Origin of the sequence: Marinimicrobium sp. C6131 (assembly GCF_026153455.1) — a bacterium.
Classification (GTDB): Bacteria; Pseudomonadota; Gammaproteobacteria; order Pseudomonadales; family Cellvibrionaceae; genus Marinimicrobium.
Genome location: NZ_CP110629.1, coordinates 3350793 through 3375269, shown reverse-complemented (window position 1 = coordinate 3375269; position 24477 = coordinate 3350793). Strand labels below are relative to the sequence as shown.

Below are 24477 nucleotides of genomic sequence, written 5' to 3'. Positions count from 1 at the left end.
ACAGATACAAAAAACCCCACGCCATGGTGGGGTTTTCGATGGTGCGACCAGCTCAGACCTGGAATCAGGCCTCGAGAACGCTGCGCACGTAGGCTTCCAGCTCTTTGTCCTGACAGTGTTCAAAGAAGCACGCCTGGAAACGCTCGCCGGTCACGGCCGTTTTGACCAGCTCCTGGTCCAGCGACTTCAGTCCGGTCAGGTAATCCTTGCACATGGCGTCTTTGACGCCATCCAGAATATGGGCGTTCTGCACCTGGCTCTCTTTGCGCTCGGGCGGGTAGCCCTGCCCTTTCTCGCCGGTGAAGGCCTTCTCGAAGATGTAGCGGCAGTTCAACTCGGCACCCCAGCCAAAACCTTTGGCAAACGGCAATGCCAGCGCGTTGCCGTTGTTGATCTGGGCAAACAGGTAGGCATCGGAGGGGTCAATGCAGTAACCGCAGACCACGCCCGGGTGGGCGTTCAGGGACATCAGCGCACCCTGGCCGGTACCGCAACCGCTGATCACGAAATCCACGGCTTTGGAGTTCAGCAACAGACCGGCCATGATTCCCAGATGGATATAGGTCAGGCGATGATCGTTATCGCCGTTCATACCCACGTTGAACACCTGGTGTCCCAGGTCGTCAGCCACGGCGTTCAACTGCTCCAGCACAATGGGGTTCTTGCCCGCCTGGCTGAACTCGTTCATCAATGCAATTCTCATATCACTCATTCTCCCGAAGAAAATCAAAAATCGATACACGTTATGCGTTTTTATTTGTACGACATTATACGCTCTGCGCCGTCGCGTCGTCCAATCGGCGGCACCTGCCATAAAAAAACCCCGGCATCAGACGATACCGGGGTCAAGCACGTTACCGACACCCACTCAGGGAGCGGGCATCTCCCAGCATTACTCGGCGGGAGGCATAATCACCGCGTCAATGACATGGATTACGCCGTTGGTGGTGTTGATGTCCGCTTCGGTGACATTGGCACCGCCAACCTGCAGCATGCCATCCACAATCTCAACACTGATATTGTTGCTGGCAGCCGTTTCCACCGTGGTACCGTTGAGGGTATAAGCCGTCACGGAATCCACAGCCGCTCCACTCACCACGTGCGTCAGCAACACCGTTTCGAGCAGGTCCGGATCAGCGGCCAGAGCATCCATGGTTGCCTGATCGACGGCGTCGAAGGCTTCGTTGGTCGGCGCGAACACCGTGAACGTTCCGTCGGCATCGTCAAGCACCGTATCCAGACCAGCGTCTTGCAGCAGGCCAACCAGAGTGGAGAAGCGCCCCTGGGAAGCAGCCGCACCGGTGATGGTCGCATCAACAGACTGCGGTGCCGGCGGCATCATCACTTTATCGATCACGTGAATCACACCGTTATCAGCCAACACGTTCGGAGTCGATACGGTCGAGGTGTTGATCAGCAGGCTCTCGCCCGACAGTGACAGACCGGCGTTATCACCATTGGCCATTTCGACCAGGGAGTCATTGCTCTCGGCAATGCTGATGGCGGCATCGGCCAGAACCGGATCGCCGGCAATTACGTGGTACAGCAGGATGTCGGACAGCGTGTCGGTATCCGCCAACAGGGCGTCGATGGTGTCTTGACCCAGTTCGGCGAAGGCGTCATCGGTCGGCGCGAACACGGTGAACGAAGAGTCCAGGTCCGCCAGGGTGGTATCCAGACCGGTCGCTTCCAGTGCCGCGATCAGGGTTTCGAAATTGCCCGCTTCGCTGGCCACGTCGACAATGGACATGGGCGGAGCCGGCAGTTCGACGTCACCCACGATCACAGAGTCGATCACATGAATGACACCATTACTGGCATAGATATTGGTCATGGACACCACGGCACCACCAACAGTCAACATGCGGCTGTCATTGATCTCGACGAGCACCTCGGCACCACCCAGTGTTTCAACACTGGTTCCATTCGCAGCGTAAGCCGCGACGTTATTCACCTCGGCTCCAGACACCACGTGCTGGCTCAGCACCGCCGTCAAGGCTTCCTGGTCGTCCAGCAAGGCTTGCAGGTTTTCTTCGCCCACGGCTTCAAACGCCGCATTGGTCGGCGCGAATACCGTGAAAGTTGCATCAGGATCATCAAAGGTTGGCACCAGACCAGCGGTGTCCAGCGCAGTGACGAGCGTCGACAGCTCCTCTGTCGCCACGGCCAGATCGGCAATGGTCTGATCGCGATCACCGTTTTCTTCCGGTGGCATCAGAACCGCGTCAATGACATGAATCACGCCATTGTCGGCTTCCACATCCACCATGGTAACCAGTGACAGGTTGACCAGCAGGTCTTCACCCCAAAGGGACAGACCGACGCTGTCGCCATTGGCCATTTCCACGGTGGTTCCCGCGGCGGCAATGGCACCGGAAGAATCCACTTCAGCACCGGAAATGACGTGGTACAGAAGAATGTCCGACAGGGTATCGGTGTCTTCCAGTAAGGCTTCGATGGTCTCTTCACCGAGTAAGGCAAACGCATCGTCGGTGGGGGCGAACACCGTGAACTCACCTTCCGGATCGTCGAGGGTTTCGTCCAGACCGGTAGCTTCAAGGGCGGCTACCAGTGTAGTAAAATTGCCGTTGTCGACAGCAACGTCAACCACGGTATTCACTTCCGGTTCGGGCTTCGGAGGCGGATCGTCATCATCACTGCCACAAGCTATCAAGCTCATAGACAGACCCAATATTCCCGTATATTTCAATAACGCGTTCATGGTGTTAGCTCCTGATTGTTAACATTACTGTTGAACTACGTGGCGCTATACGGGGGAATTTTTTTCCAGGATCACAAACTGAACAGGAAACGATTAAAAAATAATCAATGCGATGTTTTTGACGACAAGCGGTTTATTTCGGTGCAAGTAAGGCGGGGAAAACGGCACCCGAGGGGTGCCGTGGCGGGAATGCTATCGGGGCAGGGCTTTGGGTACCATCACCGGGCGCTCGGCCCAGCGTTCAAAGCGCGGCGCGATTCGATCAAGATTCTTCGACCACCAGTGGGCATCGAGCTCAATGGCCGTTTTCAGGTTCTGCTCCGAGGTTGGCAACCGTTTGCGCAACTCGGGTTCCAGTAAGGCCAGGGACGACTGACGAACCGGCCCGTAGGGAATGTAGCGTGCCTGGGCCGCCAGGCTTTCGGTCGACGTCGCATACTTGAGAAAATCCATGGCCCGTTCGGTGTTACGACCGTGGCGCGGAATACCCCAGACATCGTAAAACCAGACCTGATGATCCCAGACGATCTCCAGGGGTTCACCCCGTTGCACCGCGTCATCCACTCGACCACTGTACACGGAGGACATCACCACCTGCCCTGTCTCCAGCAAACGCACGGCTTCTTCGCCCTCTTCCCACCATTCGATGTAAGGCTTGATCCGGTTCAGTACGTTGAACGCTCGATCGACACCGGCCTCGGTTGACAACACGTCGTACACGTTATCCCGGGAAACACCGTCAGCGACCAGGGCCCACTCCAGGTTCCCCTGTGGACTGCGGCGCAGGCCGCGCCGACCGGGGAACTGCTTCAGATCAAAAAAGTCCTCCAGGGTTTTGGGACCTTCTTCAAACTGCTCCCGACTGTAGCTCACCACCGTTGAGCCCACGACATTTCCCACACCACAGGGCGTCAGACTGACGCTGATAAAGTCCTCGGTCGCCGGCGTTCCATCCGGCGCGGCCGGGAGGCTGTCCGGGTCAATGGGTTCGAGCAGTCCTTCTTCACAGGCGCGGATGGCATCAAACAACTCCAGATCCACCACATCCCACTTCACATTCCAGGCGCGCACCTGACGACGGATTTCCTCAATGCCGCCGGTGTACTGAATCACGTTGACCCGCGTGCCGGTCTCATCCTCGTAAGGGCGGATGAAGCCAAGAATCTGGCTTTTCACATAGGCCCCGTCCCAGGACACGACATTGAGTTCATCCTGGGCCGCCGCACCGAACGCCGACAGGGATAGGGTCAGCGCCGTAATGACCATTACCTTGAATCGCTGTCTCATAAAGCTCACCAGTAAAAACCGATATTAACGTTGAAGCGGCCATGCCATTCGTCCTCACCACCACCGGCCATGGAGCCGTTACCGAAGTAGGCCATATTGTTGGCGAGAATATAATCCACATAGGTGAATAGCGGCCCACTGCCGATGGCACAACCGGTGGTATTGATCTGCGAATCCAGAACGCCGTCCTGGCCTTTGTAAAGCCGGGAGTAGTCGTTATAGCAGGTGATGCTGTCCACGCTCTCCCAGGGAGACGGCACATTGTAGGCCAGGTTCGCTACCAGTATATCCGCCTCGCTGGCGATGTCGTAGGTACCGGCGAATGCCCCGACAGTCACCGCGCTGTTGTCCACTCCGGCCGGATTGACCGGATCATACTGATAGCTCATTCCTTTGAACTGAAGGTTCCAGCGCCCGCAACGATTGTCCATGTGCGCCGCCGCTGCCCAGTGGTCACCGCGACGATCGGTGGTGGCGTTGTACACTTCACCGGCCTGCACTGAACCGCCCACTTCCGTTTCACAGGCGGTGCCCAACCCAAAGGTATAGGCGGCTCGACCATTGACCTGATTGATTTCCTCATTCTGTTGATCATCGACGCGGATCAGATCGAAGGAGTAACGATTCGGATTGCTCGAATCATTCAACTCTTCGTTTTTGTAAAACGCAAAATGCCAACTCCAGGGGCCATCAGAACGCTGATACTTCACACCCATATCGTAATCATCGCCCAGCCCCACATAATAGGGCACGCCGAACCAGGCGTTGTGGGCCGGGTAAGGCAGAAGACCGAAAGGCACCCGATGGACGCCGAACTGAAGCTGACTCTCGTCTTCAAATTCGTAACCGATCCAACCATGGTGCAGAGTGTGCATATAGGAGTAATAGCGGTACTCCGCAGAGATCAGGATGTTATCGATCTCCCCGTCCACATTCAGACGGAACACATCCAGTCCACTCTCACCACGCTTACCATCGGAACTGGGCACAAAATCCCGGTGCACGATGTTAAACCGCAGGGCGCCGCCCACATGCACCGCCGGCTCCTTCAACGTCGCCTGAACATCGGAGCCATCAGTGTCCCCCAGGTCGCGAACCGATTCGCTGCGGACAGAATCCTCCTCCAATTGCTGGACCCGCTCCTTGAGCCGGTCAATCTCCTCGATCAGCGCATCCACCTCCGGATCCCCCTGGGCGGATACGCTGAGGGACAGTCCGGCGCACAGCGCGCCAAGCACAAACGGTTCTGATCGCTTCAACATGATGATGCCTCCTCACCGGTCCCGACGGGATTCCGGATTGGCCGCCGGCTCGGGGGCCTGCACGCCGGGCTCCTCGGTCGGCGGCTCCGGCGGCGTACTGAGCAGGTCATCGTGCTTCTCCATACGCCAGGGCAGGCTGCCGGGAGAAATGTGCAAGAAGTGCAGGTGCTTCTCAAACTGATCGAGAATATCGGTAATGATGTCCTGCTGATCAAAGCCATAAATGTCATAGAGCTGACCACCACGGCGCAAAAAGACCTCAGCACGATAATAATGACGCTGAGTCTCTTCATCCGGCATTTCCGGATAAGCGTAATCCGGCAACAGGTGCTCGAGCATCCGAATCTCGTAAATGAAATCCACCTGATCCTCTTTGATCACCTCCAGATACAGACGATGATGCTCCTCGTCCACATGCGTTTCAGCGGACCAGCCCTGCTTGGTCAGCTCACGCTCAACCCGGTGCATGGCCTTGTTGACCGTTGTGGTCATAAACTCCCAGACCTTCGCCTTATCCGGGAAATTCACCAGTCCGGCGAGACGCCGGCGCCAGAGCCCTTTGCCGGACGTACCCGAGAGACGCTGTTGTACGTCGGTTTTCAGACTGCGATGGTGGTGGCCTTCGATCACCAGGGCGCGCCACATGCCGACCGCCGCAATGATCATGATGATGGAAAACGGCAGGGCACTGGCAATGGTCATGGTCTGCAGGGCGCTCAGGCCACCGGCCAACAGCAGCGCCGACGCCACCAGCCCCTCTGAGGTGGCCCAGAATACCCGCTGCCAGGCGGGCGTGTGGATCGCACCGCCTGAGGCGAGCGAGTCAATCACCAATGAGCCGGAGTCCGAGGATGTCACAAAGAAGGTGATGATGAGAATGACGGTGACAAACGAAATGATCGAACTCAGTGGCAGCGCCTCATACAACTTGAACAGCGCCGTGGCATGATCTGCCTGCACATCGCCAATCAACGTGGTGTAGCCTTCATTCATGATCAGACTCAGAGCCGTATCCCCGAAGACCGAGAACCACATGAACGTAAAGACGGACGGTACCAGCATCACGCCAACCACAAACTGACGGATGGTCCGTCCTCGGCTGATCTTGGCGATAAACAGCCCGACAAACGGCGCCCAGGCAATGGTCCAGCCAAAAATGAACAGCGTCCAGTTACCAATCCAGTCACTGCGCGAGTACGCCTGAAGATTGAATGTCCGCTCGACGATGTTATTCAGGTAGCTGCCCGTGTTCTGCAGAAAGGTTTCCAGAATGTGTACGCTCGGCCCGACGATAAAAACAAAGATCATCAGCGAAACCGCCAGTACCATATTCAGGATCGACAGGCGCTTCACACCTTTGTCCATCCCCGCAACGACCGAGAAGATGGCGAGGCCGGTGATCACCGCAATGGCGATAATCTGAACGGTCACACTAACCGGAATTTCCGGCCACAGGTAATTCATACCGGCATTGATTTGTGCCACAGATAACCCGAGCGTAGTCGCAATACCGAACATGGTTCCGAGAATGGCAAACACATCCACGGCGTGACCAATCGGTCCATAAATACGGTCTCCGATCAGTGGATATAGCGCTGAGCGAATTGACAAGGGCAGACCGTGACGAAACGCAAAGTACGCCAGGACCAGACCGACCAGACCATAGATCGCCCAAATGTGAAAACCCCAATGGAAGAAGGCGATCTGCATGGCCTGCTTGGCCGAGTTCACCGTTTCCGCCGCTCCCTCCGGGGGCGAGGCAAAGTGCAACACCGGTTCCGCCACACCAAAAAACAGCAGCGCGATACCATAGCCGGCGGAAAACAGCATGGCGAACCAGGCCGGGAAGCTGTACTGCGGGTCGGCGTGATCCGGCCCCAACTTGATATGGCCCCACTTGGTGAGCGCCATACTGACGATAAACACCAGGAAGAACGCCACGGAGAGCATATAGAACCAGCCAAAAGTCTCCGTGATATAGCTCAGGGTGGTCGCAAAGGCCTTGCCCGCCAGCTCCGGGTTGCTGATGGTACCGACCACCAGCAGCAGAATCACAATCACAGCGGGAATGAAGACCGGTATCAGTACCGTGGAGCCGACACCAGGCTTTGACGCATCTTGAGTCATGAGTTCATCCTTATTGTACGGTAAGTGACTACTTCGGCAGAAACATGGCCGAACAGGTAAAATGGGTACGCAATTGAGTTCAGTATAGACGCATTGTCAAGTGAGCGCAGACACAGAACCAGGCACCGAGCCATTGGGCACGACTGCCGGTGGTGTTATGCTCCCACTCATACCACGGTGCCCGTTTACAGGATAATCAGCCCATGTCGTCACTGAAGCCCGCCGATGTTGGAATCAGAACGCGCCTTTTCCAGATCATATTTGAATCGGATACCCCGATTGCCAAAGGCTTCGATGTTTTATTGGCGATACTCATCTTCATGAGTGTCGGTGTCATTCTGCTGGACAGTGTCCAGGAATACCACGAACGATTTGGCACGTTATTTTATTATACGGAATGGGTGATCACCCTGTTGTTCACACTGGAACTCGGGTTGCGCATCTATTGCCTGCATAAGCCCCTGCTTTACCTGAAAAGCTTCTATGGCATTATTGATGTGCTGGCCGTTCTACCCACATGGTTGATGCTGATTCTGCCCGGTGCCCAGACGCTGGTGGTCATTCGTCTGTTGCGCACACTGCGTCTGTTCCGAGTGTTGGAAATGATGGCCCTGGTGGGTCAGGGGCGCTTGCTCCTGGACGCGCTGAAGCGCAGCCGAGGTCAGATAATGCTGTTTCTGTTCACCATTCTGATGTTGGTGACCATTTTTTCCTCCTTTCTCTACCTCATCGAACCGCATGAGGCCGGTTTTACCAGCATCCCCACCTCCATTTATTGGGGCATTGTCACCCTGACCACTGTCGGCTATGGTGATATTTCACCGGTTACTCCCCTGGGGCAATTCATCTCGGTAATGATCATGCTGGCGGGTTATTCGATCATCGCTCTGCCCGCTGGCGTATTCTCGGCGGAAGTCATACGCTCCTTGCGTGAGGACCGCTATTCCGACGAAGCCTGTCCGGGTTGCGGCAAGAACCAGCATGAGCACGATGCCAAGTACTGCAAATACTGCGGTACCTGGTTGAATGAAGAAGCGAAAGAGCCGCGCTCGGACACTGGCAGCCGACCGGACTAAGCGTACCGCGGAACGGTGCAGCCGCTACTGATGCTTATCCTGCCACTGAGTCGTTCGTCCACCGCAACGGTTGGTCAGGCGCACTACACCCAACCTCTGAGCTGCGCGGCGATGTACGGTGCAAGGGCCGTTGCCACGAGAACAACAGGCCAGATATTGCCACCCTTGAATGTATAGGCCTCGAGCAATTCCGGCCATGACTGGCCTTGCCAGAGTCCAAACGAAAATTCAAAAATGAGCGTGAGCGCAAGCCAGCCCAACCCGACCGCCCAGAGATGGACGGGGCGGCTAATGTGTAGCCAAGGAAGTGATAAGTACGCCACGCCAATGATCAAGGCTGAAAGCAGCAGTCCGCTCACCACGAACGCGGCGGGATTTCCGATGCCAGGTACCAGTACAGACTCGCGCAGTGCTCCATTAGCGACGGCCAGCACCAAAATGCCGCCCCAGATCACCAGAGCCTTTAAAGCGATTACCGTAAGCATTGATTACTCCTATTAACCTACCCCCCGACCAGCACTGGCAGGCTGTCCCGCAGGCCGTCTACGAAGAACTGCATCGCCAGCGCCGCGAGGAGAATACCAAGCAGGCGGGTGATGACATTGATACCGGTTTCGCCCAAGAGGCGCTGGATACGGCCAGCGAGCAGGAACATGGCAAATGTGATGGCGAGCACAAGCAGGACGATGGCGAGGACGCCGATGGAGAGCATAAGGCCACGGTCGCTGGTCAGCAGCATGACGGTGGTGAGCGCGCCGGGACCAGCGATCAGCGGTATGGCGAGCGGGAACACCGACACGTCGCCTCGCTCGCGGGCTTCCATGCGCTCCTTTTCGGTAGCGGAACTGAGGCCGGAGTGGCGTACGGACAGCATATCGATGGCCACCAGGAACAGAAGAATGCCACCCGCCATGCGGAAAGCGGGCAAACCGATACCGAGATAATCCAGAAGCAAAGATCCCGCAAAGGTAAAGAACGCCAGCACCGCGGCGGAAATGAGCACGCTCTTGATGGCAATTTGCCGCCGCGCGGCCACGCTCTCCCGGCTGGTCAACGCGGAAAAGATTGGTGTCAGGCCAAACGGGTCGACGACGACCAGGAGGAGCACAAAAGTTTGCAGGAAAAAGTCCATGGGGTGATTCTCTCAGCCGTAAAGGCCGCGTAAACTGTCCGGTACCTTGATAGCCTGACGGTCTGGCCCCCATTGGCGAGCCAAATGGCCATCAGCTTTGACCCCAGATGATCCTTATTCTGGCTGGTTGTATTCAGTACATACAAGTCATTACCGAACAGTATAGCTCCTGCCGGGAAACCGGCGTGCACCCGCCCCCAACAACGAGGCGTGTGTCCATCCTTAACGTTTCGTGTCAGCCTTGCCAGTGAAAACCGTCAACTGAGCCTCGAAAGCACGTTTAAAGGCCGGTCGCGCTTCGCCGCGGGCGACATAGTCTCCAAGGTTTGGGTAATCATCCAGGATGTTCGATCCGCTCAACCTGCGCAGTACCTGGACCATCAGCAGATCGCCAGCACTAAACGCATCATCGAGCCACTCCTGATTTCCAAGCCGGGCGCCAAGTTCGGCCAAGCGACTTCGAATGCGCTCCTCGACGATCGGAAGACGTTCCTCGCACCAGGGCTTGTCACTCTCCAAGTACAGGGAGACTTCACGTTGAACGATCACTGGCTCCACCGTAGATAGCGCAGCAAACATCCAGGTGATCGCTCGCGCACGCGCGCCCGTGTGGTTCGGCAGCAGCCCTTTATAGCGCTCGGCAATATGGAACACTATGGCACCCGACTCGAACAAGACCAGATCATGTTCTTCATACGTAGGAATTTGTCCGAACGGTTGCAGGGAGCGATGAGCTCGCTCCTTCATATCGCCGAAGGAAACAAGGCGAACGTCGTAGGGCTGACCTACCTCTTCAAGTGCCCAACGCACGGGCATGTCACGTGCCAGTCCCCGGCCGCGATCAGGGGACTGTTCGAAAGCGGTGATGATAGGGATCATAGAACACTCCAGCGTAGACTCTGCAATTGCTACCATTGATCGAATGGCGCAATGCAGAATCGACAGCCTACGAACACTTCATCTATTCGCCAAACGGCGCGAATGCAGTGACCGCCATTGGCTTGAGTTTGTCAGGCAAAATGACTATCTCCCACTCAGCGCGCTCGTCGGTAGTGCATGGCAACCGCGCCGTTGCGGAGCGGCTTCACCGAAATTAACTCGAGGCGTCGAGCACGGACCAGCCCACTCTCGTAAAGAGTCGGGCCGTGGCCGGCGATCCTGGGGTGGACGAGCAACTGGTACTCGTCGATCAGATCCAGCCGATCCAGTTCGGCCGCGAGCTTGCCGCTGCCGAGGAGCACGCCGTCCGGAGTTGCGTCTTTGAGCTTCTGAACGGCCGTGCGAAGGTCGCCGGCGATAAGGTGGCTGTTGGCCCATGGGAAGTCCTTTCTCGTCGAGGAAACCACGTACTTCGGTTTGACCTCCAGCTTGGCCGCCCACTCGCGCATCGCTGGCGGTGCCTCCGTGTCGCCGCGGGCGACTGCCGGCCAGTAACCCTCCATCATTTCATAGGTGACCCGGCCCCACAGCATTGCCCCGTTCTCGTCCATGAGGCGGGTGAAGAGGGCGCGTGTCTCGTCGTCAGCGATTCCCTCCTCGTGGTCGACGCAGCCGTCCAGCGTGACGTTGATGGTGAAAGTCAAGAGTCCTATTGCGCTCTCCATTCCGGATTTGTGACGAACCTCTCTGAGGCGTCGCTTTCCCAACCTGCTCGGTGGTGCACTGGTACGCTTGTTGAATACTTTACTGGACGAGAAACTCTTTAGGCAATATTTGCTCAGGCTCAGTTTGGAAAAACATTGATGTGGCTCCAACACCTTTAGCACCGCTGTAATAGTTGGCCACCGCGAACGCGGGGCCGTTTTCGTACTCCAGTATTCCTATTATATAGCAGGACTTTTTTCCCAATACTTTGGTGCTTAATATAGAGGCACTTTCAATAGGCCCAAAAAAGTCTTCAATTTGCCCTAACGACTGAGATTGGCTAAGTGATCTAGTGTCATTCTCTAAAGGCCCGTTTTTGAGAATTCTTTTCATGAAGGCCTTTCCGCCTTCCTTTTTGTATACCTCAACGGCATCCGAAAACTCCCGGGAAGCCTTATCGCATACGCTATCAGCGTGTACGTTGAAAGTTACAAACAAAAGTAGAACCAGAGTGACAGAACCTTTCATTGTATTTCCTTCTAAGTTACTTAATAAACGTCGATTACATAATTAGCGCTTCAATAACCGGTGCGCGCTATTATTGCGTCCGGAGCCGATAATTGTCGCCTTTGACGCGTTTTTCAAGCACCGCACCTGGAGAGCTGAATACTCCGCCAAAAGTGACTGTATTTCCCAACCAGTCTGACGTTGGAGTTGGTCGATACTTCTAGAAATAGCTCTTTTGATTTCCGTTCTAATCCAACGATTTGTTATGCGCTGGTCATCAGCGACTAGTCGCAGCCCTAACCTGCCTGATCGTCTGCGGGCATTGCAGTTGGATCCATCCACATGGCCTCCCAGACATGGCCATCAGGGTCCGCCAGGTTTCGGTTATACATAAACCCAATATCCTGAGCGGAATTGACGTCAGCTACTACTTCATCTTTGTGCATAACGCCCGGCCTCATTTGCGCCGCTTTGCGGCTGGACCTGGACCACTTTCTGGTTTGGATCGTACTTTGCAAGAATGATACATCGCGCTTTCAATGACTTTCCCATCAGATTTTCTGAACTCCATAGTGGCAGAGGTGTTGAACAGTAAGTCACCAGGGCTAGTAATGTGAAGCTCAAAACGTGACCCCGAAGGATCTGGTAGAAGTTCAGCACAAACCACGCAATCTTTTCCGCATATCCTATTTGACCACACCTGAGCCTTCTTTAGCGCTGTCTCCAGAACGACTTGTTCATACTCGTAGGCATTTTCTCCGGCACACAACGACATAGGAGAATTGGCTCCGATTCCTGCACACCCTGTAGCTACAAGCGCTAGAAGACCTACGAATACCTGGCGCATATTTTTATCGCATAACGACGCCAGCACACGCGGCGCTAGCGGTCGCAGTGCTTGGCTTGGTTATGCGCCTCTTCAACTGCGATATCAAAGTGCAGGACATCCTCACGCACTCCCAGCTTCGTGTATAGTCCAATCGCGGGCTCATCTTCAATGCCCTTATCGGATTGAACGAATATGACATAGGCACCACGTTGCACCGCTATCCTTTTTAGGTTCGAAATCAGCTCCGTCGCGATTCCCTCTCGGCGGTGATCCGCTAGAACCGCCAGGTCATAGATGTAGATTTCGCTGCTCTCTTGCTCAAACTTTTGTAGCTCATAAGCCGCAATACCACCTACAACGACTCCATCCTTCAGAGCAGCCAGTGCAATGAATGAATCACCGCCCAACAGTCGCCGTAGGTAGTCTGCACTCGGGCGGCATCCGGTGTAAGTGCCCATATCTCCGAAGGCTTCACCGAACATTGCCGACAGGGTTTCCATCAAGTTGGTATCTTCGGAAGTAAGTTGATGAATTATCAACGACATTACGCTCTCCTAAGCCGCATATCGCCCACCATAAACGGTCGAGTGAAACGAGGTCCGGCGACCGAAGGGAGCGAATTTGATGGCCTTGTTAGGCGAGCTCACCAAGCCCATCCTGGCATTTGACATGATTGCTTGACCCACTCAGTAACTTGAGGAGATTTAGCCTCTTCAATATCCCTGATTTTTACATAACGCGTTTCGTCTCCAAGCTCCGGTGGCTTGTTGAGTTGACTGCCATTAAGAAAGACGATATTGACAGAAACGTCATAAGCTACCAGTTCGATACACCAACCGACGTCCTCAGATCCGTAGTACGCTTTGCCCCACTTAATGGCGAATCTCGGATTTTTAAGCTCTTGCAGAATAAGCCTGTCCAATTCTGACACAATGGGATTGAGAGCAGGTTTGGCATTCGCAATCCACTCTTCAATGAGTTGATGGTCTTCATTCGGTTTTGGCGGATTTTTCGAAGACAGCGGTTTCTGATTCTTCATAACTGATCCTCCGTTTTCGCCTAACGACCCATGTACACGGGTAAAGATTGTTGCTTTTCCCAAGACAAATTAAAGCTTCCTTTTGAAAAAGTGCAGGTTTACCTGGAGGAGAACGACCGCAAAAAGCGGCGACGAGGAGGGCTTTCCCGTAAAGCCCAGAGGGCGTCCTCAGTAACAAACCACGCCTTGTTCTGAGCGCGCCCTCTGGTCTTCACGGTAATGACTAAAAGTTGCTTCGTCAACGATCCGCTTAGTTTTTCTTGCAATATTGCCACGCCTTAATATACTGTTTTTATATACAGCAATTTCGTGGCGCGAGAAAAATCGTTCTCTGTATGTGCATCAACGCCGCGTGCAAGGGCGCGAGTTTACGAGCGTCCCACCGCCGCTTGCGGCGGTGTATTGCCACGCCTTGTTAAGCGATTCGCTACGGAAACGGATATTGCTGTAAAACATGTGGAGATACCAAATGATATGAAATAGGAACAACCAATAGCCCAACCAAGGATGCCTTCCAACTCCTACTCGATCCGTAGAAATTATTTCCTATGTATGCGCCAAGAAACCAAGCGGCGATATATGGAATCATAACTAGGAATTTATGATTAAGCGCAAGCGCCCAGAGAATCGCGTAAATCCCCGATATTAATCCACAAAATGGCACATATACTCCAACCCAAGGAGATATGCCTTCGCTGAGCTTACCTTCTCGGTAAAGAGATAAGTACTTACCAGCGCCACCCGCAAAGAATCCGCTCAAAAGCACAAAGAACATTGCTACAACGTAAGACTCTATGTCATCCACAGCGACTCCCTTTATCGCTTAACGCCGCCATAAACGGCGGCCGTTTTATTGGCCGTCCGGCGCAGCTTGCTGCGCGCATTTAATGGCCTTGTTAGTGAACAACCTCCCACCAACAACGTAAGCCACCAGGCCAACGAGGGGAAAGGCAATTATATGCCACCACCAAAGGGAGATCACCAGCGACGGAAGCTCATGAATAAATCCGCCGAACAAACTCACAAAGAAGAGGAGCCCGAACGGCACCAAGACTCCTACTATCGTAGCCGGACCCCATGAAGGAGTTAATAAGAGTATGCATACTCCAATAAACGTAGGCTTTTGGTAAGCTAAAGGAAGTTTACGTATAGCTAAAACCGAAATCGCTACCGGTAATAAGAATATAAGAAAAAGCCCGACAGTGAACCCTATCATTGTCTACATTACTCACTAACACCCCAAGCAGGGGCATATTTTGCGTTTTGAGCGCGGCGAAGCAAAATATGTCCCGCTGCCTTGGTTTGTTATGAGCTGGATCAACTGCTAGCCCTGTCATAGCAGAGCGATGAGAACCGCTTTACTTCCAAGCAGCCAATTAACAGCAATAAAACCGAAATTGATACTCCGACCCATGTAACTATGAGTCCAAGTTCTCCACCTATCTTCAACAGGTCTATTCCTGCCACTATTGCCAAAAGCACTACACCAGCGCTGACAAAAAGCACCATCTGCTTCCGACTACTTTGCGAAATTGATGCATTACTCAAGTGACACGAACAGTGAGGACAATAAAATAAGTAGTGGTTTCCCTCTTTCATTTTCTCTTCAAGGTGAAGATATCCAAATTCCTCTCCGCACTTTGGGCATTTCACAACGCCACCCTCCTCTCTATGCGCTCTCTACTCATAACGCTTGCAGCAGGGGCGCGACGTCAGGAGCGTCCCTTGCCTGCACTTGTTATACGTTTTCGTGCCTGAATCAAAAGGCACATAGTTGATGTAAAAAACGCCACGACGGCAGCGATCATTAAAACGGCAACAACTCCTTTACCGCGGGCCTCGAGTTGATTGTCCGCATCAAATGTATACGGAAAGAACTCCCGGACATCCAAGATACTAACCACATCAAGACCTGCAGCCATTACCCCTATCAATGCTGCTGGGATCCCCAAGAACAGAGCCAAATATACTTTGGTGTAGGAATACCGATGGCTCCACACCGCTCCCAAGGCGATCAGTGAGAAGAACAGGCAAATTGAGTAAAAAATTATGTTCTCAGCCATAGAACGTATAACGCCCGCAATAAACGGCGCGAGGAACGAGCGTCCGGCGACCGTAGGGAGCGATTTTTATTGCTTGGTTACGTGGTGCTGCCATTTTGCACATACCTTACCTGTGGACTAAAACCAGGCCAATGAACCGAAGTGTGGGTATACTCGGTGTTCCATGAATCCTCTACAGGTGATTGTAATAAGCGTTTATAGGATTTCCCTTTTCTAGAATAGACTACAACCCTGTACCTGCCCGATAAAAAGCCTCGTACTGCCTGAAGGAATCCCTCAGCTATCTTGGAGTCAGTGCATGGAAACCACTCACCCCAGAAATCATCAACGTTAAAGTGCAGCTCGTCTATGTTTTGGAGATTTAGTGCAACCTCGTGATCCAATCCATCCTGGGCCGGAATGGTTAACTCTATCTCTGTATACTCCGGCGCTTCTTCAATCTCCATATAGAGATGGGGAAACTCACTTTTCAGGGTTTCAAAAATGCTCCTGGCAATCTTTAATGGAGTCGTGCTCATATTTGAACCACGTAACGCCCGCCATAAACGGCCGAGTGAAACGAGGTCCGGCGACCGAAGGGAGCGAATTTAATGGCTTTGTTAGGCATGGTCATTTCCGGGATCGTTCCGCAAATGGTATTTTGTATAGCAGAAAGACCCGACATACAACAGTAGCGCCGCCAGCGGGACAATCCATATTAAAGGTCCATTTCCGTAATTTAGATACGTTGAGTTGATGTAGGTTATTGATACCCACAACGCGCCCAAAAGAACCAGCCCATATACATTCAATTTGAGCACCTGCCATGCTGCTGCGGCGGCAAGCAAAAGCAACGCCATTTGGATATATACCCACGTTCTGTAGTCAGCACTGTCAGACATCAGAAGCACTACATGCATAGGTATGCTAAATAGCAATGATGCAAAGAGTACGGTTGTGATAAACCTAAATATCTTCATATTGCCTAACGCCCCCAAGCAGGGGCATATTTTGCGTTTTAAGCGCAGCGAAGCAAAATATGTCCCACTGCCTTGGCTGGTTATGCGTTGACTTTAAACGTTGTACATAGCACTTCGAAGTGCCCCCAAGCATTAAAATTTAACCTTAAGTGCCGTAGTCCTGTAGCGCTATAAATTGTGCCACCGACAGAATGCTGTTCGAGCCACTTAGTACCATATAGTTCGAATGCACCATCCCACGGCTCTCCTTGTGCGAGAATGATCTCGGCCTCCTGCCAGTGAAATGCAGGCACTCCGACGAACTGAATAGATCTTTGTACGCCTTGAGAGCTCTTGAACTCAATGCGGACTTCACCCGGCCCGCTAAATATAGATGGGTAGCTTGTATCGGCAATTGATAGTCCGAGCTCTAGCTTATTCATACGCATAACGCCGCGCACACCGGTGCGAGCTTGCGAGCATCCGGCAGCCGAAGGCTGCGTAGTGCTGCGCTTGGTTATGAGTTTTCTGTGTCATAGTTATACCAAAATTCCCACCATACAGGAATTCCTAATTCAGACAGTGGTCCCATCTGCGTTGGATCAATCGTTGGGCCACCATGATTTGAACTAGACTCCCAGATGCAGCAAATACTTATGTCTGCGCCAGCTTGCTTCAGCTCGATAAATTCCTTCTTCTTTGGATAGATTCTCTCGATTACCCAATCGAGATGTCTGCGGCTATCGTTTGATTGAACGTCCGCTTTACTTCCGAAATACCAACAATTAACTTTACTCTTGGATTTCGGATTATTTGGGTTTCTTAATCCTCCCTTTTCCTGCGAGCTCGTAGGTTCTATACCCAAAAAACCCGAAATTTCACTGGGGCTTTTATCGTCAGAGAATATTCTTAAAAGGGCATCTGTTTTTGCACATGTCGGGTATTCGTCATCGTAGTCCATGTTTAAATCTTCATTGACTCATAACGCCGCGCACACCGGTGCGAGCTTGCGAGCATCCGGCAGCCGAAGGCTGCGTAGTGCTGCGCTTGGTTAAACGTCACTTGGCACCACCGTAGATTGATGGTGAAGCACTTGCCACCTATTCTCGCAGTTCACCCAAACCGAACTCCTGTGCGAGTTATGACCTGGAATACTGGCACGGTATTTCACTAGCGCCGCCCTCTCCCCAAGCATGTGTACCGAAAAATCGCTAAGCTCATACGCTGGAACTGGGCCATCAGCCTTCAGAACATCGGCCTTGGAAATAACTTTTCCCGAGCTACCAAACTCCTCAAAATCTTCGGCAAGGAGTTCTTTCATGCGCTCACGATTCTCTCTAGCCGAAGGGTTCACCAGCTCCATTTCAAAGTCAATTAAGGTTTGAGCTACGTCCATTTCAAAGACCGTTTAACGCCTCAATAACCGGCAGCGTTGTGGCGAAGCCACGCTTTTAGCTGTCCGGTGCCGGAGGCGCGAAGTTAATTGACTTGTTAAATGCTTGATGACAACGCTCGATCTTTGCATCGAACTTCACCAGGTTATTGGAATATCCTTTGGATCGCTCACGATGTTCATTAAAATATTCTGGGGAATCTACAAAAGGGAAGTCCTCACCTATAGCAATCCGAAAGTTGTAGGTTCCGATAGAGCCTTTAAAGTGCTCCCTCCATTCCTTATACCCCTCTATATCGCAGTGCTCACTATATGTCTCCAGAAGTACGCTTTGGTAAATCAGAGACTCTGACATTGAACTTATATCATGCGCTGCATGCTTTCGGGCGTCCAAATAATCGTTGTATAGATAAGCAAAAAGTACACCCAATACAAAAAAGAGCGCGTATCCTGCAATTCTCTTCATGACACTCACTGGCATTTAACGCCCGCGTAAAGCGCGCGAGGTACGAGCGTCGCATTTGACGCGATTGTTAAGTGCTCTCAAAAGCACCACCATTTCTCAACAAGATTGAGCCCACCGTGACGAACGCATATCCACTGCTTCGATAGTAGGGCTTTCCGTCGTAGTCCTTACCAAGTATAAACTCAAGGCACTTGGGGCACCGAGGAGGTGCCATAAACCTGAAATGTCCGCCACAAGGACAACGGGGGAATAGTTTTTCAGCTCTTTCATAGTATGGTAACAGATGCTTATTGTATTCCATCCATCCGTTGTCCCCCGGCATTAAGCTGGGAAATTCCACTCCGTTCTTCTCGAAGAAATCTTGGTCTTTGATAAGCAGAACCTTTGGACAGTCACTGCAATAGACGGCCTCCATATTGCTAAAGCCTAGGTGATATATCTGACCCTCGACTTTCGATTGGCAGTGTGCACATGTTTGCGTATGAGCAGTCATTATTTACACTTAACGCCGTGCACAGCGGCGCGAGTTTACGAGCGTCCGGTGCCCGGTAGGGCACGAACTGCTGCACTTTGTTATAGCTCTATATAGCGTCATATTCCGCCCAGAGGTTGAAAGACTTAATTTCGTTGCCTTCTCTCTGAATGCGTATACCGGAACACGACGCCACGAAAGGAAACCCCCAGTACGGGCCACAGCTTTGAGTGCTAACGTAATACGTTCCTTCCTGCCACTTCCTATATCCCTTTTCCTTCAGACAAGCTATCGCTACATTCAAGTCTGTCTCATTGACCAAGCAAGGTTCAGCCCATTCATTTAGTCGAGTCTGTTTCGTCTCGGTGCTTACGCATCCGAGGAACAATAAGGCTAGAAATACGGCTAAAACTAGTTTCTTCATCGGCTATAACGCTTAGGTAACCGGCGCCGGAGCGCCAGCGCAGGGAACCAAAAGCGGCAGGCTTTTGGCGTCCGGTTGACCGCCTGGTTATGAGTTCCCTGATGGTTCAATGTCCTCACCGAACATGATTCGATGACCCTCTGGTGTTGCTACACCAAACTCACGCAACCCCCAAGGTTTATCCGATATTGCCTGGAAAATCTCGGTGCCGCGTTGCTGATAGTCACGGTAGAGGTCGTCAATGCCCACGCAGTTCACATACGCAAAGTACGAATGGTCATGCGTATCACGGGCCGAAAGCTCGTCCGGACAGTGACCCAACATTATATGAAAACTGCCAAGACTCAAGAACGACCATCCGTCCACGCGGAACCGGACGGAAAACCCAAGTTTGTCGAGAAAGTAGCTTTCGGTGTTCTCGAGATCCTTGACCGCCAGGACATGCTGAGTGGCTTTTACTTCAAACATAGATGACTCCTTTCACTAGGGCGGATACTCATAACTCCGCGCACACCGGCGCGAGCTTGCGAGCGTCCGACAGCCGAAGGCTGTGTAGTGCTGCGCTTGGTTATGTGATTTATCCAAGCCATTCTCCAAGTGCGTCCGCTGAAGAAAATCCCAGCATCTCTATGCTCGCTGGATCACTGCCAAACCCTAGAGCAAAATCAGGCTTCCCTTCCAAGGTGAGGAGCCAGTTATCCCCGGACTTGGCAATAGCCCATACCTTTGATTCTTGGTATTCCGCAAAACTGCACTCCGGGAAAGAAGCGGCCACAACCGTAGCTGAAACAGGTTGAATAATGCACGCGATCAGATCAGCCGCCTTCTCTGCAATATACGCTTCCCGGTATTCTACCCAAGGAGCAGCCGTATAGCACCCGAGAGCTAAAGAAGCTTCTACTTTCTGTTTTGCCTGCTCTCTATTCATGACTCACATAACGCCCCTGAGCAGCGGCATATTTTTGTGCTTTGAGCGAAGCGATGCAAAAATATGTCCGCTGGCTTGGTTGGTTATGCATTTATTCGACGCCCTTAGTGAGGCTATCAATACTGTTCAATAACTCTTCCTTAGGCTTGAGCCTGCAGAGCCACAGTTCGTCGCCTCCCTGTGTGGCCACTATGCGGTGCTTTTGGCTGGAGGGCGGGTCTCCAATAGGCTGACATAGCACACTCCGAGGATCCGCTCTGGTAGAAACCCTGCTAACCGTGGAGAATTCAGGGAGCTCAGATTCATATATCCCGAGCCAGTCCCCTCCATTGCACAAGCTAATCGTAGCGAGAGTGCAGAATTCATAGTTGTTTTCTACAATTGACTCCGGCCATTCACCGATTTTATTAATTTCGCTATCTATTAGCCAATAAGCGCCGACTATTACGAAGGCAAAAATGGCTATTCCTTTTACTTTTCCTTTCATTCGCTACAACCGCATTTTGCATAACGTCTAAAGCACGGGCGCAGCTTTGCTGCGTCCTGTGCCTTTACTGGTTAGGCTCTTTGGCCATATTTAATAGCATGAACTTCGAATTTGGATCGCACTCTTTGTTGCACCACATACCCCACTGAGAATTACCATAATCAAAGAACTTAAAATCAAGCGACTTACCTGAACTAGAAGTGACATTAAGGGAGTAAACACTGGGCATGCTCTCGGATGTATCAAAACCCTTTTCAAATAGATTCACTGATTCTTGAGCCTCTTTGCCTGATACTTCGCTCATTTCTATCTTGGTAAAGTATGATTCGTTAGCGAGTGGTTCTGGATTATCGCGGACTATTTGAGATGGAATCATTACAGGGCTATAGCTTCCAGGGTTTGACCAAATCCAACCTTCTTTGTTTGTTATGATGTGGCCGTATGGTGTGCAGACTATTTGTCCCCACTTATTTAGCGGCTCCGGCAAAGACGTTACTGCTGAACTAGGGGTTCCTTTACAGTCTCCAACTGGTTCTGCGTTAGCGTTTAATGAAATCAACGCCATTACCACTACGGTCAAATATTTCATTGAAGTTCCTTTTTAGCCTAACGCCCGCCATAAACGGCCGAGTGAAACGAGGTCCGGCGACCGGAGGGAGCGAATTTAATGGCATGGTTATGTGTATTGGCATTACGCTAGCTCATATGCAACTAAAACTGGAGTTTCACCAGAAAGCCTTTGCCATTTACATGCCACTCTCTCTCCTGGTCCAAACTCCCATTTTTCATCGTCAGGAACCGACACATTTTCGGATATTGTATAGGTGCCATCTGAATTCTCAGAGGCCTCAACCGGCCGCCAAACCGGCGTACCTTCATCATTCAATTTAAGGTAAATTTGTACCATTATCGATTACACATAACGCCGCGTGCAAGGGCGCGAGTTTACGAGCGTCCCACCGCCGCTTGCGGCGGTGTATTGGCACGCATTGTTACATTTTAATGAAATCAGTGTTGCAGACATAGCTTGCAAGTACATGTGGTTTGTATTTCTCAAGGTATTCAGGCATAGAATGCCGAAGAGAATAGCCGCAATTTGCCTCAGAATTATCAACGTATATTAGATAGTCTGGTACAAGTCCGATCTTATCGAGAGTGTCCAAAGTGAATATTCCCTCTACAATAACTGGACGATTTTGATCATGGCGAGATTGTATAAGGTTGCGCAATTCACCTAAACGGTAGGAAGGCTGTTCTTCCTCAAGAACTCTAAGTAAGTCAGTTTCTATTGCAGGCATTTCCAATTTAAAGGCCAAGAATCTAGAGAGGCTCGACTTACCAGTTCCAGGATACCCATCTATAGCGATCAAGTATTTTCTCCGAGGATATAAATGTTTCTTGATCGCATCAATCACTTCTTCATACTCTTGGGCCAGAATCATATGAGTTTTCATTGTCGGTGAATCATCGCTCTATTTCTACACATGCTCACTCGTACCACCCAATTTCTAAGTATTTATCTATGAGCTGAGAGTAATTCAATTCTAAACGATTCTTTGGATGGTTTGGCCATAAATCCTCAGTGAAACAGGCAAATCGTTTCTCGTCATTCAGCCAAGAGACTTCAGTTATCATGCCAGACTCAAATTGCTTGTAAGCCGATGAATTGAAGTCTTTTAGACCTTCATATATAGAATCGAGTACTTCCAACCCCGGATACGGAGGGAATGGTAAATCTATATCAAAATAGAGTAACGTTTGTTCAATGAGCTCGTCTGTGGAGCTATTTGGATTTTCTTCCCATACGATCTTGTGAAAAGTTATTTTGTACATGGCTATAGTAAGCTTCGAAGAATGTAACGCCCGGCTTTGGGGCGGGCTTGTAGCCGCGCAGCGGCGAAAAGGCCGTCCCAGCCCCGAAGGGGCGACAACAGCCGATTGTTATGTGCCTCTCAGCTGCCACATTCACTACACTTCCAGCCACCAATCTGTGCGTTTAAAATTTTCCAAACAGTAACTAAAGCTAGCCATACGCCAAAAGTAACCACTGTCAGCACAAGATGAACAAGAAGCATGAAACCGCTTGACTTGCTGTTGTTACGGTGATGTTTTGTAGTCCTTGCACATTTTCTGCAGTGTTGAAGCTTCTCTTCAATTATTCTTGCCATTTTTTCGTCCTTTACATTGACTATTACACTATCACGCTCAAAAAGAGACTACCCATAATCTCGGATGTGTCTACCCACATAACGCCGCGTACAGAGGCGCGAGCTTGCGAGCGTCCTGCCGCCGCTTGCGACGGCGAACTGGTACGTCTGGTTATGTGGACTACTCAACAACACACTTACCGTAATATTGCGACGGAATAAGCTCGCCAAACATGACAGAGTTCCGTGAATGAACTGCCCTTAATTCAGGTGTAATGGTCGTGACCATAACATTTCCTGTACCTGTGACTTCTATAAATGACCTAGCGTCACCACGAAAGATGTGTATAACCTCACCTCTTCCATTGTTGCCAATCACGTAGAACTTCTCGGCATCTTCGTCTAAAAGGTAAGTTAGCGAGAGATCACTATCATGCTTTCCTTCATTATCGCTAAACGAGTCAAAAGTACATGTATACGTTTTGTTCGCTAGCACATTCACGCTCGCCAACAATAGCAACACAGAGGCAAATACCTTCATTGAACTCTCCGATTGGTCGGCCACATAACGCCGCCAACACGCGCAGCTTTGTAGTGAAGGCGAAGCCGTAACGAAAAAGCTGTCGCCGTGATTGGCCTGGTTATGAGTTGATTTTCCAGGAACATCGGTAGTCCTTTATGAGACAGCGGGATCCCTTAGCCATACCTTTCTTCGCCTCAGAGTAATTGGCGGTGAGCAACCTTCTCAGCTCGCTCGCGCGCTCTTTGTCCTTATACCTGTCCTGATAGTATTTCATGTCACTTGTAATAATATGTGAGATTAGAAGATGATACTTACACTCAAGCATTATTTCGATGAACACAAAGTTAAGGTCAATGTCGTCCCTATAGTCATCGAAATTAAAATCTGGCTGCAAGGCATAAACTGTTGAGTGAGAATACTCTGACATTAAGCCCCAAAAGCGAGAGAACTCTTCAGTTGAAGGATGCTCAATCTTCTTCAAAATACCATTAGTAAAATATATACCGAGCCCATCAACCCATTTATCGAAAATCTCCGAATCATTGTTAACTGAACAATACTTGGCGACTATAAGAGATTCGAAAGCATGTCGTATTAGAGGCCGCGCGGCGCCCCAAAGCCCCTGCCTGTTGAGATAAAACGCCGTCGTGAGGCCAATCATTGACTTATGAAAGCATGGAGTCAATATGTCATTTACTTCGTTTATACGCACACCAATCGGCGCATTTATAAGCCACATATAGTGAGAGGCAAGCTCATACTGAAAATTTATACTGCTTTCGATTCGAACGATTTCCTTGTGGAAGGTTTTCGATATTCGTTCCTCGTTTAGTCGAGTTGACCCTCCAAATATTTCCATTAAGCTCGGACCCGCCGTTCGGTAGGTCAAACTGCCAGTGAGTGATTCTGAGGGCGGTTCTCCCGAGTCGCCAAGAAATCCAGTTGCGTGAAGTACTCGCGGTTCTTCACGCTTTTTACTTCGATATGGCTTACGTTGCTTGGTCATCTACAGAAACTCATAACGTCTGTGTAACGGGCCGGTTTGGAGCGCCAGCGGAGAACCGGTCCCGT

Annotated in this window: 27 protein-coding genes; 1 reads left to right on the top strand and 26 read right to left on the bottom strand. The window is 51.5% G+C overall.

Translation table 11 applies throughout. From position 1 onward, the window contains the following. Nucleotides 1–64 precede the first annotated feature (64 nt). From OOT55_RS14415 to OOT55_RS14385, 5 genes are all read right to left on the bottom strand, one after another. A complete protein-coding gene (locus OOT55_RS14415) occupies nt 65–703 on the bottom strand; it encodes an RpiB/LacA/LacB family sugar-phosphate isomerase (protein ID WP_265366545.1) in 639 nt (212 codons plus the stop codon). A 189-nt stretch (nt 704–892) separates the two neighbouring features. Then, nucleotides 893–2680 (bottom strand): fasciclin domain-containing protein, encoded by a 1788-nt coding sequence (locus tag OOT55_RS17795; protein ID WP_322113813.1) that lies wholly within the window; start codon nt 2678–2680, stop codon nt 893–895. A 234-nt stretch (nt 2681–2914) separates the two neighbouring features. Continuing rightward, a complete protein-coding gene (locus OOT55_RS14395; RefSeq protein WP_265366544.1) occupies nt 2915–4009 on the bottom strand; it encodes an ABC transporter substrate-binding protein in 1095 nt (364 codons plus the stop codon). 5 nt (nt 4010–4014) lie between these two features. Next, nucleotides 4015–5271, bottom strand: a complete 1257-nt coding sequence (locus tag OOT55_RS14390) for a hypothetical protein (protein WP_265366543.1) — start codon at nt 5269–5271, stop codon at nt 4015–4017. Nucleotides 5272–5283: 12 nt separating this feature from the next. After that, nucleotides 5284–7398: a BCCT family transporter gene (locus OOT55_RS14385; RefSeq protein WP_265366542.1), complete on the bottom strand. Its 2115-nt coding sequence runs from the start codon at nt 7396–7398 to the stop codon at nt 5284–5286. Nucleotides 7399–7601: 203 nt separating this feature from the next. On the opposite strand from OOT55_RS14385, the gene OOT55_RS14380 reads away from it, so the two are divergent. Then, a complete protein-coding gene (locus tag OOT55_RS14380) occupies nt 7602–8474 on the top strand; it encodes an ion transporter (RefSeq protein WP_265366541.1) in 873 nt (290 codons plus the stop codon). Between the two features lie 83 nt (nt 8475–8557). Here the strand turns inward: OOT55_RS14380 and OOT55_RS14375 are convergent, their stop codons facing one another. The 21 genes from OOT55_RS14375 to OOT55_RS14275 all read right to left on the bottom strand — a co-directional run bounded on the left by OOT55_RS14375 (nt 8558) and on the right by OOT55_RS14275 (nt 24412). After that, complete coding sequence (locus tag OOT55_RS14375; protein WP_265366540.1) at nt 8558–8959, bottom strand: hypothetical protein; 402 nt, start codon at nt 8957–8959, stop codon at nt 8558–8560. A gap of 17 nt (nt 8960–8976) precedes the next feature. Beyond that, nucleotides 8977–9606 carry a MarC family protein gene (locus OOT55_RS14370; RefSeq protein ID WP_265366539.1) on the bottom strand — a complete coding sequence of 210 codons (630 nt, stop codon included), beginning with the start codon at nt 9604–9606 and terminating at the stop codon, nt 8977–8979. 222 nt (nt 9607–9828) lie between these two features. After that, nucleotides 9829–10485, bottom strand: a complete 657-nt coding sequence (locus OOT55_RS14365; protein ID WP_265366538.1) for a glutathione S-transferase family protein — start codon at nt 10483–10485, stop codon at nt 9829–9831. 155 nt (nt 10486–10640) lie between these two features. Then, nucleotides 10641–11189, bottom strand: coding sequence for a dihydrofolate reductase family protein (locus tag OOT55_RS14360; RefSeq protein ID WP_265366537.1), 549 nt, complete (start codon nt 11187–11189; stop codon nt 10641–10643). A gap of 100 nt (nt 11190–11289) precedes the next feature. Beyond that, entirely contained in the window at nt 11290–11718 is a 429-nt protein-coding gene (locus tag OOT55_RS14355; RefSeq protein WP_265366536.1) for a hypothetical protein, read from the bottom strand. 861 nt (nt 11719–12579) lie between these two features. After that, nucleotides 12580–13071: an AAC(3)-I family aminoglycoside N-acetyltransferase gene (locus OOT55_RS14350; protein WP_265366535.1), complete on the bottom strand. Its 492-nt coding sequence runs from the start codon at nt 13069–13071 to the stop codon at nt 12580–12582. A gap of 98 nt (nt 13072–13169) precedes the next feature. Next, a complete protein-coding gene (locus tag OOT55_RS14345; RefSeq protein WP_265366534.1) occupies nt 13170–13565 on the bottom strand; it encodes a DUF1801 domain-containing protein in 396 nt (131 codons plus the stop codon). Nucleotides 13566–13992: 427 nt separating this feature from the next. Then, the gene (locus OOT55_RS14340) at nt 13993–14370 is read right to left on the bottom strand and encodes a hypothetical protein (protein ID WP_265366533.1); all 378 of its coding nucleotides are present in this window, start codon (nt 14368–14370) and stop codon (nt 13993–13995) included. 907 nt (nt 14371–15277) lie between these two features. Further along, nucleotides 15278–15628, bottom strand: a complete 351-nt coding sequence (locus tag OOT55_RS14335) for a hypothetical protein (RefSeq protein ID WP_265366532.1) — start codon at nt 15626–15628, stop codon at nt 15278–15280. Between the two features lie 77 nt (nt 15629–15705). Further along, nucleotides 15706–16146 carry a hypothetical protein gene (locus OOT55_RS14330; protein ID WP_265366531.1) on the bottom strand — a complete coding sequence of 147 codons (441 nt, stop codon included), beginning with the start codon at nt 16144–16146 and terminating at the stop codon, nt 15706–15708. A gap of 81 nt (nt 16147–16227) precedes the next feature. After that, the gene (locus tag OOT55_RS14325) at nt 16228–16509 is read right to left on the bottom strand and encodes a hypothetical protein (protein WP_265366530.1); all 282 of its coding nucleotides are present in this window, start codon (nt 16507–16509) and stop codon (nt 16228–16230) included. Nucleotides 16510–17083: 574 nt separating this feature from the next. Continuing rightward, nucleotides 17084–17527 carry a DUF4279 domain-containing protein gene (locus OOT55_RS14320; protein WP_265366529.1) on the bottom strand — a complete coding sequence of 148 codons (444 nt, stop codon included), beginning with the start codon at nt 17525–17527 and terminating at the stop codon, nt 17084–17086. A 90-nt stretch (nt 17528–17617) separates the two neighbouring features. Further along, nucleotides 17618–17962 (bottom strand): nuclear transport factor 2 family protein, encoded by a 345-nt coding sequence (locus tag OOT55_RS14315; protein ID WP_265366528.1) that lies wholly within the window; start codon nt 17960–17962, stop codon nt 17618–17620. Between the two features lie 55 nt (nt 17963–18017). Then, complete coding sequence (locus OOT55_RS14310; RefSeq protein WP_265366527.1) at nt 18018–18425, bottom strand: hypothetical protein; 408 nt, start codon at nt 18423–18425, stop codon at nt 18018–18020. 983 nt (nt 18426–19408) lie between these two features. Next, on the bottom strand, nt 19409–19789 hold the full coding sequence (locus OOT55_RS14305; RefSeq protein WP_265366526.1) for a VOC family protein: 381 nt from the start codon (nt 19787–19789) through the stop codon (nt 19409–19411). A 109-nt stretch (nt 19790–19898) separates the two neighbouring features. After that, nucleotides 19899–20249 carry a hypothetical protein gene (locus OOT55_RS14300; protein ID WP_265366525.1) on the bottom strand — a complete coding sequence of 117 codons (351 nt, stop codon included), beginning with the start codon at nt 20247–20249 and terminating at the stop codon, nt 19899–19901. Nucleotides 20250–20340: 91 nt separating this feature from the next. After that, nucleotides 20341–20736, bottom strand: a complete 396-nt coding sequence (locus OOT55_RS14295; protein WP_265366524.1) for a hypothetical protein — start codon at nt 20734–20736, stop codon at nt 20341–20343. Between the two features lie 64 nt (nt 20737–20800). Then, nucleotides 20801–21325, bottom strand: coding sequence for a hypothetical protein (locus OOT55_RS14290; RefSeq protein WP_265366523.1), 525 nt, complete (start codon nt 21323–21325; stop codon nt 20801–20803). A 403-nt stretch (nt 21326–21728) separates the two neighbouring features. Beyond that, complete coding sequence (locus OOT55_RS14285) at nt 21729–22178, bottom strand: AAA family ATPase (protein WP_265366522.1); 450 nt, start codon at nt 22176–22178, stop codon at nt 21729–21731. 886 nt (nt 22179–23064) lie between these two features. Continuing rightward, complete coding sequence (locus OOT55_RS14280) at nt 23065–23424, bottom strand: hypothetical protein (protein ID WP_265366521.1); 360 nt, start codon at nt 23422–23424, stop codon at nt 23065–23067. A gap of 100 nt (nt 23425–23524) precedes the next feature. Next, nucleotides 23525–24412 carry a hypothetical protein gene (locus OOT55_RS14275; protein WP_265366520.1) on the bottom strand — a complete coding sequence of 296 codons (888 nt, stop codon included), beginning with the start codon at nt 24410–24412 and terminating at the stop codon, nt 23525–23527. Nucleotides 24413–24477: the final 65 nt, after the last annotated feature.